The organism is Okeania sp. SIO2C2 (genome assembly GCF_010692625.1).
Classification (GTDB): domain Bacteria; phylum Cyanobacteriota; class Cyanobacteriia; order Cyanobacteriales; family Microcoleaceae; genus Okeania; species Okeania hirsuta.
The window spans coordinates 16,379-33,735 of record NZ_JAAHGM010000027.1; the positions used below are offsets into that span (position 1 = coordinate 16,379).

A 17,357-nucleotide genomic window follows, 5' to 3' on the forward strand; every position below is an offset into this window, starting at 1 on the left:
AAACGCCCTTCTACCACTCCACCATTTAAATAGAGCAGGACATCTCCACCGGTAGCGCTATCATCTAGCCCAGAGTCGGTGCCATCAGTGAAGCCACCTAGACTGTAGCTGCTGCTGACACTCCCTTCTCCATCAGCCCCGAACTCAGGGGTATTGCTAAAGTGATCGGCGAAGTTAGCACTAGCATCCGTGGTTAGGTCGGTTTCATCCACCATCAGCGGGTCAGCGTCTGCAATTGCCTCCACTGTGATACCAGGACCATCATCCTTGAAGGTGATAGCAGGACCAAGGTCAATGCTGGCATCATCAGTTGCGGTGTCCCCATCCCCATCGGTGATGGTATCAGTGCGGGTCAGGCTAATCAGATCGGCCGCCAAACTCACCGCATCATCCGGGTTCGTTTCATCAGGATGAACAACTGCTCGTTGCTGGTCTAGGGTCACTGTGCCGCTGCCATCGACACTGACAGTGAAAACAATGGTGTCATCTGCTAAACGCCCTTCTACCACTCCACCATTTAAATAGAGCAGGACATCTCCACCGGTAGCGCTATCATCTAGCCCAGAGTCGGTGCCATCAGTGAAGCCACCTAGACTGTAGCTGCTGCTGACACTCCCTTCTCCATCAGCCCCGAACTCAGGGGTATTGCTAAAGTGATCGGCGAAGTTAGCACTAGCATCCGTGGTTAGGTCGGTTTCATCCACCATCAGCGGGTCAGCGTCTGCAATTGCCTCCACTGTGATACCAGGACCATCATCCTCCCAGTACACAGTAGATCCCACTTCCTGGGTGGCAGTGTTCGCTTGAATCAGTTGGAAGCCACCGATATCAAAGTCAGCGCTATCTTGACCTTTACCATCGCCATCGTTCTCGATCAGGACACGGTTGTGATCGCTTTCTGTGAAGTATCGGATGATATCATCAGCTTCTACCCCCTCAATGTTAAACGTGCCGTTGCCATTGTTAATAATGTTGATTTCACCGCCACCATCAAAGTCAACCACTTCAACGCTGGTGATCGGAACTAAATCATCGTTATTTAGCCCGTCAACGAAGTTTTCAGCCGATGCATCGGCAACTGCTTGCGTTTCGTTATATGCAGCAACTTTAACGACCGCCGTTTTACCACTTTGTAACTGTGTCACTTCAAACTCAGCGGCTTCCGCATCTAGGAAATCGTTAAATTGAATATTAGCTTCAACATCAGCCTCAGTCTGGGTCAGGTTAGGGACAGTGAAGTCTGAGTTTGGCCCCGTGACAAAGGTAAAATAAATCCCCTCTCCCTCATTAATTTGCTGATTATTGACACCAAAGGTGGTTGGTCCCCCAGCCTGGCTGGTGTTAACCGTGTCACCATCGTTGATGTCCTGATCTGGCTCGGACTCGTTTGCAGGAAATTTGCCCGTGGCTACAATCCCCACTTCATCGTTGCCGTCTGTAATGTTGCCATCACCGAACATAATGAAAAGATTTTGTCCAGAAGGCGCATTGGCAAGATTGAATTCAAGATCCTGACTGGCGGTGACAAAGAGCTTGTCTGTCAGGTCAAGGGGTTCATTGTAGGAGCCACCAGTCCCGTCTCCCGGTTTGTCATGGAAAATTGCCTCGTACTGGACGGTCCAGATTTTGCCAGCGGTTAAATCGGGACTCTCATCTAAATAAATGGCTAACACGATATTGTCATTGGGGTCTGAACCCTCACGACCCAGGACGATATTATCGTTAGTGGGGTCTGTGTACAGGAAAATCCTGTTGTCGCCGTCAACGGTGGTGAGACCACTGTCCAACCCATTGAGTGGATCGCCATTGGTGTCGGTTAAGGCCAGATTATCGATAGCGAAGCCCCCTGGATCAATGGTGAATACGTCGCTGCCGGTGTTGGAACCGTCGTAGCCACTCAACGCCGCCCCTATCGCCCCTGAGGGATCTGCTTCCAGATCGTTCAACCGGGTAGAGAACTCCACAAGCAACGCCCCCACAGCAATATCATTGCCGTTGTCGTCTGTTGTCGTATCAAGGGTGGGCGGCGTATTTTGCAATCCAGTGGTTTCGTCATGGATTGTCGTCACATCGTTGTTTAATGTAAATATTAAGTCAGCCATAATTTGATCACTACATATACAGGACTACCTATTTTGATGTCTCCAGAGGTTAAAACACCCTGGATTCTAAACTGAAACTGCGAGTCCCGCAGCCTTCTTGGTGGGCATTCCCTTGGGTCTTGCCCATCCCGCGGGTTTTATCCGCATAATTTTAATAGTACCATAGAATCAAGTTACTTTTTCCTATGACTTGAAATTTGTAGTTTTTTTGGTCTATTTGCTCTAAGTCCATTACTAATAGTTCATCTATTGATTATCTAATAATTCTATGGGCCAGTGACCATATTTTTTGAGCAGAGGAAGTAGAATTTGTTCATAGCACCCACCTTCCAGGATTTACTCCCTTCTGGTCTTATATCAAATCCGTTTAATTGGACATCAAAAAAATCTTCAATCGTCATAACTACCCTCATCTTTGTAATTCTTTCTCCTCCTGACTCCTGAGTTCCCCTCCTGGGAGAGCGCGGGACTTCCCGCCAGGGAAGTTAAATTTCGCTTCTGTCCTTATTGCGGTCAGCCTTATAAGACTTACAGCAAACTCTGCTTAAATTGCAACAAACTCGCTTGGTTCATAAGTAGATGGAGGACTTTTATGCGGTCTGGAGTAAATGCTCCTGTCGCGAGGCTGTTTTCTAGGAGAAGGAGAGCAATAAATTTTCCTTGCTTGACGATCGGAGTACACAAGAGGCTTTTTGGCTGGTGTTCGATCAGGTATGGATCTCCAGCGAAGGTAGTTTCTGTTTCAAGCTGATTGATGAGTACAGTTTGTTGAGTCTGTTTGACGGTGTTGATAACAGTATGGGGTAAACTTTTAGTTGGATCGAGATGTGTGATGGATGAGTCAGAGTCGTCGCTCAGGCATTGAATAGGAATTTCCCAAGTACCAGAGCTGTTCAAAACTAAAGTTCCTTTGTTTGCTCCAGCGTTTTCCATGAGGATGTGCATCATTTTATCAAGCAAGCTATTTAGTTCGATTTCCTCTGAGATAGTTTGGGAAGCTTTAATAATAGTATAAAAGTCGAGGTTTTTGCTAGTTTTGCTGGTGATTGAAGATATAGTTTTTGTGATGTCAAGTTTTGTTATTTCTGGTGTTTGGGTGCGAATAATTAGGTTGGAGTGGTGTTCTTCTAAGTCTTTGATTTTGGCAGTAGCACCCCAACTAATATAGCAGTAATAGGCTTCCGTCATGTAGGTTTTGGCTACTTTTTCTCTGCCAAGAGACAGATAAAATTCTGCTGCTCGTTCGTTGGCGATCGCTTCTTCATGGATGTAGTCGTTTTCTGAGGCTCCAGAAATTGCTTTTTCGTAGTAGGTTGCTGCTGTTTCATTTTCACCTAAAACTCTAGCTATTTCTGCTTCCACCAGGTCGTATTTGTGTTGGAAGTTCATGGGGCCGTGCTCTGCCCAAGCTTTCATTTGTTTTTGGTTGGATTTGACTTGCTTTAGGTATTGTTTTTGTTCTTTTGGAGAGACAGTGAGGTAGTTAGCTAGCAGGGAAAGAGAGTAGTAGAAGTTGTATTGCACGATTTCAATTGACCCATTCATTCCTTCTAGATATTCTGCCATTGCTCCCACGTTTTCTAGAGCTGCCACATAATTTTTCCACAAATAAAAGTAAATTAGTTGGGATAGGTAAATATTAGTTATCCCTCTACTATCATTTGCCTGTTTTAAAACAGATAATTTTTCTCCTAGCTTCAATAAATCATCTGTTGGCTGCACTTCAGCTTTCAACATTGACACAAGTTGGCTCCAAGTTGTCAGATGATCGCCAACAAGTTTTTGTTTATATTTCAACATCACATCAATAGATTGTTTTTGGGTTTGAGCGACAGTATCTAGATGTTCACCCACCCAAAATTTATTATTCGTATAAGAACAAAGACAATAAGAAGCAAACTCTAAATCTCCCACTGATAGACCACTTTGAAATCCCTCAAGTAATGAGTTGATCGTTTCCTGAAGATGTTCTTTCCAGTGTCGAATAAAATTATTAAAAGTAAAATAGACTTTCGCTTTAATTTCTCTAGCATTAAGTTGATCTAATAAATCTAGAGCTAATTGACCAAATTGATAGCCTGAATTAAAGTCTCCCAAGACACCACACAAAATTAAGCCATAGCTGACATATCCAAAAGCAGACAGATGAGATTTACCATATTTCAAAGAGATTCTGATCATTTTAAATACAGCTAAAGGAAACAAAGCTGGATTAGCATTAAAAGCAGCCGGAATCATTGCCATTAACAGTCGCATAGTTGCTATCTGTTCAGAGTCATTCATGATAGCAGTATTTGCTAAATCCTTGATTTCTATACTACTTAGAGCTAATTTAGTTTTAGCTAATTCCACTAAAACATCGCGTTTATTTGGTTTTGCCGGTAAGCCCACTCCTAGATACTTTAACGCTAACAAGGCAGTATCTATAGCTGGCTGGGGTTGATTCTGAGAATAATAATATGGAATTTGTAACTCATAAACTTTCACTCGTTCCAGATTGCTTTGAATCTTAGACAAAAGTAGTTCCGACAATTGTTGCGCCGACTCAAAGTTCACATTCAAATATTCAACTTCTAGTATCTCAAAATAAACATCCTGCGTCAATTCATAATTACTCTCCCAACTATTTGTGGGTAACAACTCTAACCCCACATTCAAATATCTACCCGCAGCCTCATAAGCTGTAGCTCCTTTGGCTTTTTTCCCTGCCCATAAATTTAATTTTAGCAACCCTTCTTGTAACTCTGTTTCTGTGATGAAATCTCGCCCTATATTCAACTGATTTACAAGATCAAATATGTTCTCTTCTATTTGCTCAGAGGGCAGACTTTTCCACAACAACTTACCAATTTTTAGATGGATTTTTTTTCTATTTTCTTCGGGAATAAGTGAATATGCTGCTTGCTGAACTCTGTCATGCAAAAAACGATAACTTACTCTAGATTCATCAAATAATAATTCTCGGGAATTGTCATTTTCATAAAATAATAAGGGAATTTTATAATCCTGAGTGAGTGGTAATATTAAACCTATTTGTAAAGCACTCCATAAATCTTTTACTGTCTGATTTACAGATTTTTCGTTAACAACTGCCAATACATCTAAACTAAATTTATTGCCAATACAAGCTGCTAGTTTTAAAACTTTTTGGGTAGTTGTTGATAGTTTTTCAATATTCCTAGCAACTAATTCTACTACTCCTAAATCTGCTATTCCCACACTTTGAATCTGTTCAATATCCCACATCCAACATCCAACTGTAAAATCAAATATTAACAATTTGTCTGTATATAATGTTTTGAGTAGTTGAGTTAAGAAAAACGGATTACCTTGGGTTTTACTGTATAGTAACTCTGATAATTGAGTGAGTCGCTCATTAGTTGTAGTAGCTTCTTCTGATAATGTTTCTGCTACTAATTGTCTGATGTAATTGATTTTTAGGGGTTCTAATATAATTTTATTAACTGTTGTGCTGGTTTTTTGGATTTTTTCTATGGTTTGGATGGTCGGATGTACTGGGTTAACTTTGTTATCTCGATAAGCTCCGATCAATAATAAGTGTTTGGTTTCGCTGTCCGTCATTAATTGTTCGATCAGGTTTAATGATGCTAGATCTGCCCACTGTAAGTCATCAAGAAATAAAACTAATGGATGTTCTGGTTGAGCAAAGACACGGACAAATTTTCCAAATAGTTGATTGAAACTGTTTTGTGATTCAGTTGTCCCTAACTGGCCTACTTTTTCTTGTTTACCGATGATTAATTCTAATTCTGGGATGACATCAATGATGATTTGACTATTTTCTCCTAATGCGGTTAATAGTTTCTGCTTCCATTCGGCAACTTTTAGTGTAGTTTCTGTAAGTAACTGACTGATTAACTGTTGAAAAGCTTGGCTGATAGCAGCATAAGGAATGTCCCGTTTGAATTGATCGAATTTGCCACCAATGAAATAGCCTCTGGCTTTAACTATGGGTTTATGTACTTCGTTAACTACTTTGGTTTTACCGATCCCGGAGTAACCTGTAACTAGAATGATTTCTTTATTGCATTGACTAATGCTCTCGTCATCGGTATTGCTTACACGACCAAAAGCTTCTAAAAGAATTTCGATCTCTTTTTTCCTACCATAGAGCTTTTGGGGTATACTAAATTCACCTTTTTTATCCTTTTTCCCTGGAGTAAAGGATTGAAGTCTTTTGATGCTTTGTAGTTTACTCAAGCAATATTCAAGGTCTGCTTTGAATCCGAGGGCACTTTGATAGCGGTCTTCAGCATTTTTTGATAGCAGTTTTATCACTATTAAGGATATAGCAATGGGAATTTCTGGGTTAATTTGGTGTGGGGAGATAGGGGTTTTAGCTATGTGTGAGTGGATGACTTCCATTGGGTCATTGCTATAGAAGGGAAGCTGTTTAGTCAGCATTTGGTAGAAGGTGACACCTAAGGAGTAGAAGTCACTGCGATAGTCTATGCAGCGGTTCATGCGTCCAGTTTGTTCTGGAGATATATAGGCTAGAGTGCCTTCTATATAACTTGGGTTGATGATGGCCTGAGTTTCTGTTTTTAGACGGGTGGCGATGCTGAAGTCGATGATTTTTATTTTTTGTGTGGTGGGATCGATCAGGATGTTGTGGGGTTTAATATCTTTGTGGATTATTTGTTGTTGGTGTATTTTATCTAGGGTGTCACTAAGTTGGATGGCTATGTTGATAAATTGAGGAATTGCGATCAATGAGTCTGTTATATGTTGTTTGAGAGATAGGGAATTGAAGTATTCGAGGATGAGGATGAGGCGATATTCCTGGTGGATCAGGTCTATAGATTTGACAATTCCTTCAAAGTTGAGGTTTTTGAGGATGTTGTATTCATGTCTGATGCGCGCAATTTCTTCTGGAGCTGGGTATTCAGAAATTTGTGTTTTGAGGAGAACTAGGGTGCGATTGGACTGCTGTAATGCCCTATATATTATGCTGTTATTGCCTCGGTATAAGGTTTGTAAATTTGAATAGCCAGGGATATATAGCATAATTTTTATTTTCTTCAGAATTGTCCAGCAGCAGTATTTCAAAGTAGCTTGGAAAAGAAAAAAGTGACTCAGACCGAATAGTCTTACAGCTAATAAATAAATAGGATATATAGCTTAACTTTTGTTCTTCTATAATATCAACAATTGTCAAAAAAAAACTCTGGTGAAGAAAATTGGGAAAGAGTCAATAATGAAATATGCGTAAAATTTTGGCTCTAGTACACTATAAACACCAAACACTATTTTAGTTATCAGTAATTATATGGTTGTATATTAAATATTAATACTTTGAAAAAAAACATATATACGGTTGGACATACAAACAGATTGAAGAAAGTTGTAGGTTTAATGCGATTGCTTAAATTCCCATCGACCCCATTCTCAGTCCTACTGATACCATGTCCGGATAATTAAGTATAATAAAAATGTTCTATTGAAGCGATGTTGAAGGAATATCCCAAATTTGTGCTCCCTTTCCAGTATTCTCACTTGAACAGGATTTACACATGAGGTACGAAAAACTAGGGCTTGAGATTGCTTTCCTGTCGGTCGCAATGACGAAAATACCTTGTAATGCGTAAGTCCTATTGAATTTACCTAATAATTAATAATTAATAATTATTAATTATTAATTATTCTGGTTAAAAGCCTCCCCTTTCAAGGGGAAAAAAAGTGCTAGGATATTTCCTGATATTCAATCAAGGACGGTTTTAACCAGAGGTAATTATCCATTATCCATTATCAATTAATGAAACCTACGACCTAAGAACTTTATTATAACTAATTAAACGGACATGATATGACTACTCCTTCAAGGCTAATTGACTGGACATAATATAACCCAAGAGTTATCATTTTTGAAGTCTCCCTTTTTCTATCAGATAAAGGAGAGTAAGATTAATTTGGGTGTGTATGAATGCACAGATTATTTCGATCTGTCTAAATTTTGCTAAATTAATATGTTTACAAACAGCGTGATAGATGGTCGCTATAGGGAAAAGCGAGAATGGTTGACGGTTATTCTGCAAATGCGATATTCGGTCATTCCAGCTATTATTTTTCGGGTGACATTCTGCGGATTTTTTGGTTGCTTGATTTCTTTACTTAACTATTTTAATTTTCCTGTGACTTTGCCGGTGAAAAGTAGTATTGTTCCTAGTTTAGTTTTGGGTTTACTATTAGTTTTTAGAACAAATACTGCTTATGAAAGATTCTGGCAAGGTCGGCAACTGTGGGGGCAAATTGTTAATACAGTTCGTAATTTTGCCCGACAAATTTGGGTTTCTGTTGAAGAAAATGAACCAGCAGATAGAAAAGTAAAAGAGGAAATAATCAGGTTATTAGTAGCCTTTGCTATCGCTAGTAAATTATATTTGCGCCGTCAGAGTGTAAATAGAGAATTAGAGGGATATATGCCTAAACAGTGGTATGAAAAGCTCAAAAAAATGAATCATCCTCCTATTCATATTGCTTTTTGGATTAGTGATTATCTCCAGCATCAATATGAACGTGGTTGTATTAATCCTTATCAACTTACTGCGATGTTTAAGTTGTTGGATAGAATGGTTGAAGCATTAACTTGTTGTGAGGGAATTTTAAATACACCAATTCCTTTAGCATATTCAATTCATCTAAGGCAATTATTGTTAATTTATTGTTTATCATTACCATTTCAAATAGTTAATGAGTTTCATTTTTGGACTGGTATAGTAGTTGCCTTAATCAGTTTTACAGTATTTGGAATTGAAGAAATTGCTCTAGAAATAGAAAATCCTTTCGGTTACGACCCTAATGATTTACCTTTAGATGCTATTTGTATTGCAATGCACCGCAATATTGAAGATTTAATTACTTTAGCTCCTAGTGTTAGACATTGGAAACGTATATCAGTTAATTTAGAAACCCATAATTTTTAACTAGTTCTGGACTAAAAGTTTTCAGCTATCAGCTTGGGTTGAAATCCTCTTTGAAATTGCATTTCTCTCGGTCTCAGTATAAATCTAAGCTGTTTGCAGAGCATGACTTTAGAAAATTCTGATTGCAGCAATTGCTATTTGCGGAGCATTCCGGACCGAAACGCTTTTTTTTTATCTATCTTAATAAAAGTATAATTTTATACATAATTAATTTGCGTTTTGTGGTATGAGCGATCGCTATTAATTATGTTTGATAATTTTGCCTAAATTGCAACAAAAAAAAGTTATGTTAAGATTTACATAATACGGTCACAAATAAAGTTAATAGCGCTCTAAATCCAGAGTGGCGATTTTATCTATCTTTAATTTTGCAGACTTTACACACATGGCTTTAATGCTGTATCTGCTTAATTTTCAGGACTTACGCATCAGGTACAAAAAACTAGGATTTGAGATTGCTTTCCGTTCCGGACTGCTGCGCAAACCCTATCGGTAACAATGGCGAAAATATGTTGCAGGTAGGTAAATCCTAATTTTAATATCCGCAATAATTTATCGACTTTCACTCATCATAATGATTAACAATATTAATTCGACCTTGAGTTTACGGAGATTAGCTACCATTGTAGCTGTCTCAATTTTGACATTAACTCTAATCTCTGCCTTGTCTGGAACATTGTTAGCGTTTAATTATCAACCCACCACTGGTGGTACTTACAAATCTCTAGAAATGTGATTACCAGTCAAATTCCTTTCGGATGGATAATTCGAGATGTACACAATTATGCTGGTAACAGTATCATTATTCTCGGCTTAATTCAAATAGTAATTATGTTTTTAAGTCGGCAGTTTCGCTCTAGTTGGTTGATTGCTTGGATTAGTGTAATTTTCCTTGTTTTAGTCGCAATTGGTTTGGGTTGGACAGCAATGATTCTTGACTGGTCTCAAGAAGGTTTTTGGAGATTTTCTATAGAATTATCTACTGTAGAAACTATTCCTTTTATTGGTTCTTTACTACTATATATTTTAACAGGTGGTAATGGTATTAGTACAATGACTGTATTGCATCAGTACACTTTACATAGTTATCTTTTGTCCGTGCCAGCGATCGCTTTAGCATTTACTCATTTAGGTGGATTGATTTGGCAGTCAGTTCAGGATCAAAAAAATCAATCAGATAATAATGAACAGCAGGAAGCAGGACAAGGTTTCAATGCTTCAGCATCATCGATAAAATCAGCACAAAACTGTTCCCTGAAAAAATAGTAATTCAATCATTTATTTCATCTCTTCAGATTGACTTCTGGAGATATTTTTCTTTTGGAATAGAAATTGCTGATTGCTATTTCAAAGCAGGCAACAAGCAATAGTGGGAAAAACCTTTCTTCATTTAAGATTCATCATCAATCTCTGTCCTAAACAACCCATTCTTTGCTATAAAATTAGTCCTACTTTGAGAACTTGTAGATGAACACCTTTGAGAGAAAAGAGGGTTTAATATAATTGTTTTCCTTCTGTTGATTTTGAATGATTTATATCAAGTCCGGATAATTAGTGATGAAAAAACCTATCCTCGTTACACAGGGCAAATCTCTCTATTATCGCCTCTCCTAGCTCCCCCCTCCCTAATAACTTATTTATAAATATTCAACCGGACATGATATTACTATCTTTTTATTTGTTCAAAGTAAAATATTATTATACTATTAATCATAGTATAAGTATTATAAAAAATGGGAAAATTTTGGCCAATATATGAATTTTTTTGACATTGATAAAAAATATTTAACATAGATGATTTACTATATGGTAAAGGATAAAAAATTAATTGAAGAAAATTAGTAAACAAGATGGAAAATAATCAAATTGATATTGCAGTTATTTATGAGCAGGCACTAGCTCGTTACCAATGGGGAGATTATTATGGGGCGATCGCTGATTACACGACGGTGATAGAGATTGAATCAAGTAATGCAGATATTTACTATAGTCGAGGTATTGCCAAGCATCAAATAGAAGATTATCAAGGTGCAATTTTTGATTATACCGAAGCGATTAAAATTAATCCTAGTAATAGCGATTTTTATAATAATCGTGGTTTAGCTCTTTCTCAAATGGGGTATTATACCGAAGCGATCGCTGACTTAGATGAAGCACTCCGACTTAATCCTAATGATGCTGATAGTTATTACAATAGAGGTTTTGTATATGAGGCAATGGCAGATTGTGAAAAAGCTATTGCCTCATACACAGAAGCACTAACAATAAATCCTGATTATGATGAAGCTAATCAAAAACGAGAGTATCTGCTTTCTCTGATAGAGAGTCAGAGCGCAGCAGTAGCAGAAGAAACAACAACAGAAGAAACAACAATAGAAGAAACAACAACAGAAGAAACAACAACAGAAGAAACAACAACAGAAGAAACAACAACAGAAGAAACAACAACAGAAGAAACAACAACAGAAGAAACAACAACAGAAGAAACAACAACAGAAGAAACAACAACAGAAGCACCACAGACTGAGATTGAGATTGAGACAGAGAAATCTCCAGATGTATCTGCTGAGGAGACTTTACCACAGAAATCAAAAAATGATGTGGAGATGAAAAAATCTCCTAGTTCAGCTAACTCACCTATGAAAAGTGTGTTACATCAGTATTTACAGAGAGGTCGTTCAGTAAAGAAGACTTCACCACAGAAACAAAAAAATGATGTGGAGATGGAGAAATCTCCAGATGTGTCTGTGGAGGAGAGTACTGCAAAAATATCACAGACAGAGATGAAGAAATCTCCAGATGTGTCTGTGGAGGAGAGTACTGCAAAAATATCACAGACAGAGATGAAGAAATCTCCAGATGTATCTGTGGAGGAGAGTACTGCAAAAATATCACAGACAGAGATGAAGAAATCTCCAGATGTATCTGTGGAGGAGAGTACTGCAAAAATATCACAGACAGAGATGAAGAAATCTCCAGATGTATCTGTGGAGGAGAGTACTGCAAAAATATCACAGACAGAGATGAAGAAATCTCCAGATGTGTCTGTGGAGGAGAGTACTGCAAAAATATCACAGACAGAGATGAAGAAATCTCCAGAAACATCAGACATCTCCGATAATTCAAACTCCGTTGTGAAAAGTTTGTTAAATCGTTATTTACGGAGAGATACATCAGTAGATAATGCTTTACAACAGAGACAAAAAAATGATGCGGAGATGAACAAAGTTCCAGAAGCATCTGTGGATGAAACAACAGTGCCAACACCACAGACTGAGTTAACTCCAGAAGCATCTGTGGAGGAAACAACGGTGCCAACACCACAGACTGAGTTAGCTCCGGAAGCATCTGTGGAGGAAACAACGGTGCCAACACCACAGACTGATGTGGAAAAGGAGAAATCTCAAGAAGCAATTTTGAAGGATGTTTTGCCCTTGACATCAAAAAATGATGTTTCTAATTTTAAAGATAGTGATGCTCGCTACAAGCAAAAACAAATTCTATCTCAAGAAAAAGATCCTCAAGAAACCATCGCTAATTTAACTGAAGCACTTCAACTTAAGCAAAATGAAGCCGATATTTACTGCCAGCGAGGTAAAACACATTCTCAAATAGGAAATTATCAGGAGGCGATCGCCGATCTGACTGAAGCACTCACATTGAATCTCGATCCAGATCAAACTTATACCTGTTATAATGAAAGAGGTGTTGCCTATTCACATTTAAAAGATTATCAGAAGGCACTTGCTGATTTTACTGTTGCGATTAAAATCGATCCTAGCGCTCCTAACGCTTTTCACAACCGAGGAAATCTTCACTATGTCATGGGAAATTATCAGGAGGCGATCGCTGATTTTACTACAGTCATCAAATCTCATCCCCAAGATGCTGATACCTATAATAATCGAGGTATTTGTCTTTATGAAATGAAGGATTTTAATGGGGCGATATCTGATTTTACTGAGGCAATTAAGATTAATCAGAATTATGCAGATGCTTATATTAATCGAGGCATTTCTAATTATCAAATAGGGGTTTATCAGCAGGCAATAGATGATTATACAGAAGCAATTAAACTGGAACCAAAATATGCTGAAACTTATAATTCCCTTGAGCAAAAGTTAAATGGTTATTTACAAAGAGGTGTATCAGTAGAGGAGACTTTATCACAGACATCAGATAATGAGATGGAAGCATCTCCAGAAGCAGTTTTGAAGGATGTTTTGCCCCTTACACCAAACAGTGATGCTCGCTACAAGCAAAAACAAATTCTGCCTCAAGAAAAAGATCCTCAAGAAACCATCGCTAATTTAACTGAAGCACTTCGACTTAATCCAGCCGATATTTACTACCAGAGAGGTAAAACACACTCTCAAATAGGAAATTATCAGGAGGCGATCGCCGATTTTACTGAAGCACTCACATTGAATCTCGACCCCTATCAAACTTATACTTGTTATAATGAGAGAGGTGTTGCTTATTCACATTTAGATGATTATCAGAAGGCACTTGCTGATTTTACTACTGCAATTCAAATCGATCCTACCGATCCTAACGCTTGTCACAACCGAGGAAGTCTTCACTCTGTTATGGGAAATTATCAGGAGGCGATCGCTGATTTTACTACAGTGATCAAATCTCATCCCAAAGATGCTGATGCCTATAATAATCGAGGTATTTGTCTTTATGAAATGAAGGATTTTTATGGGGCGATCGCTGATTTTACTGAGGCAATTAAGATTAATCCGGATTATGCAGATGCTTATAATAATCGAGGCATTTCTAATTATGAAATAGCGGATTATCAGCAGGCAATAGATGATTATACAGAAGCAATTAAGCTGGAACCAAAAGATGCTAAAACTTATTATAATCGTGGTATACTTCGTTACTTTACCAAAAAATATCAAGAGGCAATAGATGACTTTGAAAAAGCGGCCGTTCTTTATCAACAACAAGGAAAAAATGAGGATTATCAGGAAGTGATGAAAATGATTAGAAAGCTAAATAAGTAATGATTTTTTTTTGAAAACGTCAAGATTCAGGTATGGAATTTGGGCATAAAAGAAGGAAATAATAAGTCACAATTACAGGCGATCGTTATTATGGATAGCTCAAATAAATCAATGACGGAGTACCTTTGGCAACGAGAAGTTTTTCAAAGTTGGTAAGCTTTCTGGGTGTTGGAGTACCTCCATTGACTTTCCATTGAGCGATCGCCAGTCGGAGCGTTAGTAAAGTGCCTGTGGAAAAGGAGCGCTCTGACTTAAATCTTTCAGTTAAAATTCAATCATTGAAGACAAAATTCACTTATAAAAAGGTAAATTTTTCCAAATAACTAATGTCGATATTTTCATCGTTTCAAAAGACAAAAAGGTATAAATGCACAGAGGTTAAATCTATGGATAGAACTGACTAACTAACCTCATAGATTGACTATTTTATATTAGTGGCCATATAAAATTTTTTTCTGGGTAATTATGAATAATTATTACTTACTACTTCTCATCAAGATGTTATACAAATTACCATGGAAGTAAAAGTTAGCAATTTCCCGTCAATAAAATGAAATCAATTTATTTATTAATTTCAACTTTTTTGATGGTCGCTTCTGATTGCCCTCCCATAATTATTGAGAAAGACAACCTCAGAAACAAACACCACTATAATCAAGTTGAAATCATCAATTATCAAAATCAACAATCAACTTTACCTATTTCATTTTCCGGACAAAAGAAAACTTACTTGATAGCCCAAACACAAGAAAATAATCCACCAGAAGATCGAAAACAGAAAGAACAACCAGAATATCAAAAAGTGATGGTCATCGCTCTGTTTGCCTCATTTCTATTTTTGTTTGTGATTTCTGGTTTAATTGCTTTGGGAGGAATTACAGAAAAAATTAAAATCAAGGATAAATTTCTCGGTCCTTTATTTATTGCAGTTTTAATAGAAGGATTATGTCCGGCAGTATTAGCATTTGGGAGGCCGGAAATTATTTTTCCCGATCATATAATTCAGGACTTAAAGAATCAAATAAAGAATTTAACAGAGAAAAACAATGATTTGGCTGAAATTAAGAAATGTCAAGACCAAAAATCTGAGCTGGAGACAAAAGATGGAGAGATTCAACAACTAAACAACAAAATTGGTAGCCAAGACAAAGAAATTATTACTTTGAAAGCTCAACTTGCAGGTTGTGTAAAAATAGATAAAAGCTTTTTTGGTAAAATAGCTAAAATAGATGATTATGCTAGAAGCCTTCCTCCGGATAGAACATTTGAGCCAATGTATACATACAACCCAATTCTTAGCAATCAAACAAAGGAAATAGAGACCAGAAAAGAATACTGTCAAATTATTCAAGAGCTTTTAAAAGTTATTGGTCAACTAGAAAGAAACAGATATCCTAATAATAACTGTAGAGAAACTGCAAGACAATTAGCACAATATCAAAGTCAAAAAGGTGTTAAAGAACCATACGATGAACTTTACGTTCCAGACAAAACAACAACTTATTTAATTATTGATTATCTGGAAATAAAAGGATTAATTGACAAATAAATTAAGATGTCAAAAAATATCCTGTTTCTCATCAAATTAAATTAGGATATAGAAAACAACAACTAATCATTTCTATCTCCTAAAAAAAAATGCAATTTAACACTTTTGTCTCATCTCTCAATGATTTAAAACGGTGTGCCAACTCCCCTAAGTTACAAGAGGTTTTATTAGAACCTACCTTACTTGCTAGACAAGGGAAACTCTCACAAGAAGAATTACTGTTGTTAGCGTCAACAGCAGTAGAATTTGGTTTGCGCCCGATTTTGGTGTGGGATATTCTGATGCCAGAAAAGGTGATGAATAGAATTTGCGAACAACTGACTCAGTGGGATATGAGCAATTTTGAGGCAGTTCGGGTTTGCGATCCAGGTGCTGCCTGGTGGTTGAAAACTCATTATCCAACTATAGCGCTACAATTTGTTGTGGAAACAGGTAATCACAACTTGGAAGCATTAAGGGGTTGGTGCGAGATTTTTTCTGACTCCTTGGAACGTTTAATACTATCCATTGAACTGCCAGAACAAAAACTAATTGAATATTGCCAAACTCTTCCTATCGGTTGCGAAGTTTTGGGAGTGGGGCAAATTTTGTTGTTTTATTCGCCACGTTCCCTACTATCTCCACATTTATTAGACTCTGAGTCTAAGGAAAAAGTACGTTTGCAAACTACAGTGTCATCGGAAGATAGCAATAACCGATCTTTCCCTACTTTGGAAACGGTACATGGTACGTTTATGTTTTTGGATAAAGACCAGTTTATTCTGGATAAACTCGATCGCTTACAGGAAGCTGGTTTACATACTGTATGTTTGGACTTGCGACATTTGGGGAAAGATGCTGATGTGGCAGTAGATGTTGAGCAAATTTGTAGTCAGATTTTAACTGACCCCATTTCTTTGCGCAAAAATTGGCCAAGACCAACGCGATCGCCTTTTTTTAATGCTAACCGCACTACTTCTATATTTTCTCGGATGAAGTCTAAGCATAAGTTAATTCAGTATCGACAAGAAGTTGGTTTAGCGGAGGTTTTAGCAGGAGAGAGTGGGAATTATGTTGTGTTTCAGTCCTTGCGTTCTTTTGCAGTTTCTCAAGTGGAGAAAATAATAGTACCTACTGGGGAAGAAATAGATATTCCAGAGGACATAGTATTTCGTAACTTAAATGGTGAAGTAATTGAGTCATGCGATCGCGAACAAATTCTCATTACAGACTGGATCAAAAAAGCGATGCCAGGTTCATTATTGTTGGGAAAAAATGGGGAGTAGGGGAGTGGGGGAGTAGGGAGCATTTTTTACCTTTTTCCCCTATCCTATTTCTGAATTTCTTGAGGACTGATGAAAAGAGGAGAGTAATTATGATGATTTATGACGCGAGCAAGATGCTCGCACTAATTGTCAAACACCAACCTGGCAGTTGCTATAAATGGGTTCTATAAATATGGGACACAAAGAACAGTGAAATTTACCAAAATTTGCCGATTTTTCAGCTAATAAGCATCCCTTTTGCTCTGACTAAAATGGTGAAAAGTCAACTTAATATCATAAATTAAAAGCCTCCATCCCCGTGTCTCCGTGTCTCCGTGTCCCCGTGTCTATCGAGAATGAAACAGCCCTGCTCCTGGGAGGGGTTAGGGGTGGGTCCCCTACTCCCCCGCTTCCCTACTATCTTAAATAATAAGTATTCAACCGGACATGATATTACGCTCTAATTAGGGTTTGCTGAAAAAGTCTTATGGATGAAGGTAGGA

Annotated in this window: 8 protein-coding genes; 6 read left to right on the forward strand and 2 right to left on the reverse strand. The window is 37.7% G+C overall.

Features of this window, described 5'->3' with window-relative positions; translation table 11 throughout:
• Positions 1-2,102, reverse strand: a 2,102-nt coding sequence (locus F6K18_RS20675; protein WP_287523519.1) for a DUF5801 repeats-in-toxin domain-containing protein, incomplete at its 3' end; no start/stop codon positions are given.
• 528 nt (positions 2,103-2,630) lie between these two features.
• The gene (locus F6K18_RS20680; RefSeq protein WP_287523522.1) at positions 2,631-7,130 is read right to left on the reverse strand and encodes an AAA family ATPase; all 4,500 of its coding nucleotides are present in this window, start codon (positions 7,128-7,130) and stop codon (positions 2,631-2,633) included.
• A 959-nt stretch (positions 7,131-8,089) separates the two neighbouring features.
• Here F6K18_RS20680 and F6K18_RS20685 point away from each other — a divergent pair.
• The 6 genes from F6K18_RS20685 (at position 8,090) to F6K18_RS20710 (ending at position 16,875) form a co-directional block, all read left to right on the forward strand.
• The gene (locus F6K18_RS20685) at positions 8,090-9,046 is read left to right on the forward strand and encodes a bestrophin family protein (protein WP_287523525.1); all 957 of its coding nucleotides are present in this window, start codon (positions 8,090-8,092) and stop codon (positions 9,044-9,046) included.
• Positions 9,047-9,620: 574 nt separating this feature from the next.
• Positions 9,621-9,782 (forward strand): hypothetical protein, encoded by a 162-nt coding sequence (locus tag F6K18_RS20690; RefSeq protein WP_287523527.1) that lies wholly within the window; start codon positions 9,621-9,623, stop codon positions 9,780-9,782.
• Entirely contained in the window at positions 9,779-10,312 is a 534-nt protein-coding gene (locus F6K18_RS20695) for a cytochrome b N-terminal domain-containing protein (RefSeq protein ID WP_287523529.1), read from the forward strand. The genes F6K18_RS20690 and F6K18_RS20695 overlap by 4 nt, the downstream gene beginning before the upstream one ends.
• 584 nt (positions 10,313-10,896) lie before the next feature.
• The gene (locus F6K18_RS20700) at positions 10,897-14,061 is read left to right on the forward strand and encodes a tetratricopeptide repeat protein (protein WP_287523532.1); all 3,165 of its coding nucleotides are present in this window, start codon (positions 10,897-10,899) and stop codon (positions 14,059-14,061) included.
• 550 nt (positions 14,062-14,611) lie between these two features.
• Positions 14,612-15,610 (forward strand): hypothetical protein, encoded by a 999-nt coding sequence (locus tag F6K18_RS20705; RefSeq protein WP_287523534.1) that lies wholly within the window; start codon positions 14,612-14,614, stop codon positions 15,608-15,610.
• 89 nt (positions 15,611-15,699) lie between these two features.
• A complete protein-coding gene (locus F6K18_RS20710; RefSeq protein ID WP_287523537.1) occupies positions 15,700-16,875 on the forward strand; it encodes a U32 family peptidase in 1,176 nt (391 codons plus the stop codon).
• Positions 16,876-17,357: the final 482 nt, after the last annotated feature.

Excerpts from the sequence above, each read along its gene's own strand:
- F6K18_RS20680 (WP_287523522.1), bottom strand. The coding sequence starts at position 7,130 with ATGCTATATATCCCTGGCTATTCAAATTTACAAACCTTATACCGAGGC.
- F6K18_RS20685 (WP_287523525.1), top strand. The coding sequence starts at position 8,090 with ATGTTTACAAACAGCGTGATAGATGGTCGCTATAGGGAAAAGCGAGAA.
- F6K18_RS20690 (WP_287523527.1), top strand. The coding sequence starts at position 9,621 with ATGATTAACAATATTAATTCGACCTTGAGTTTACGGAGATTAGCTACC.
- F6K18_RS20700 (WP_287523532.1), top strand. The coding sequence starts at position 10,897 with ATGGAAAATAATCAAATTGATATTGCAGTTATTTATGAGCAGGCACTA.
- F6K18_RS20705 (WP_287523534.1), top strand. The coding sequence starts at position 14,612 with ATGAAATCAATTTATTTATTAATTTCAACTTTTTTGATGGTCGCTTCT.
- F6K18_RS20710 (WP_287523537.1), top strand. The coding sequence starts at position 15,700 with ATGCAATTTAACACTTTTGTCTCATCTCTCAATGATTTAAAACGGTGT.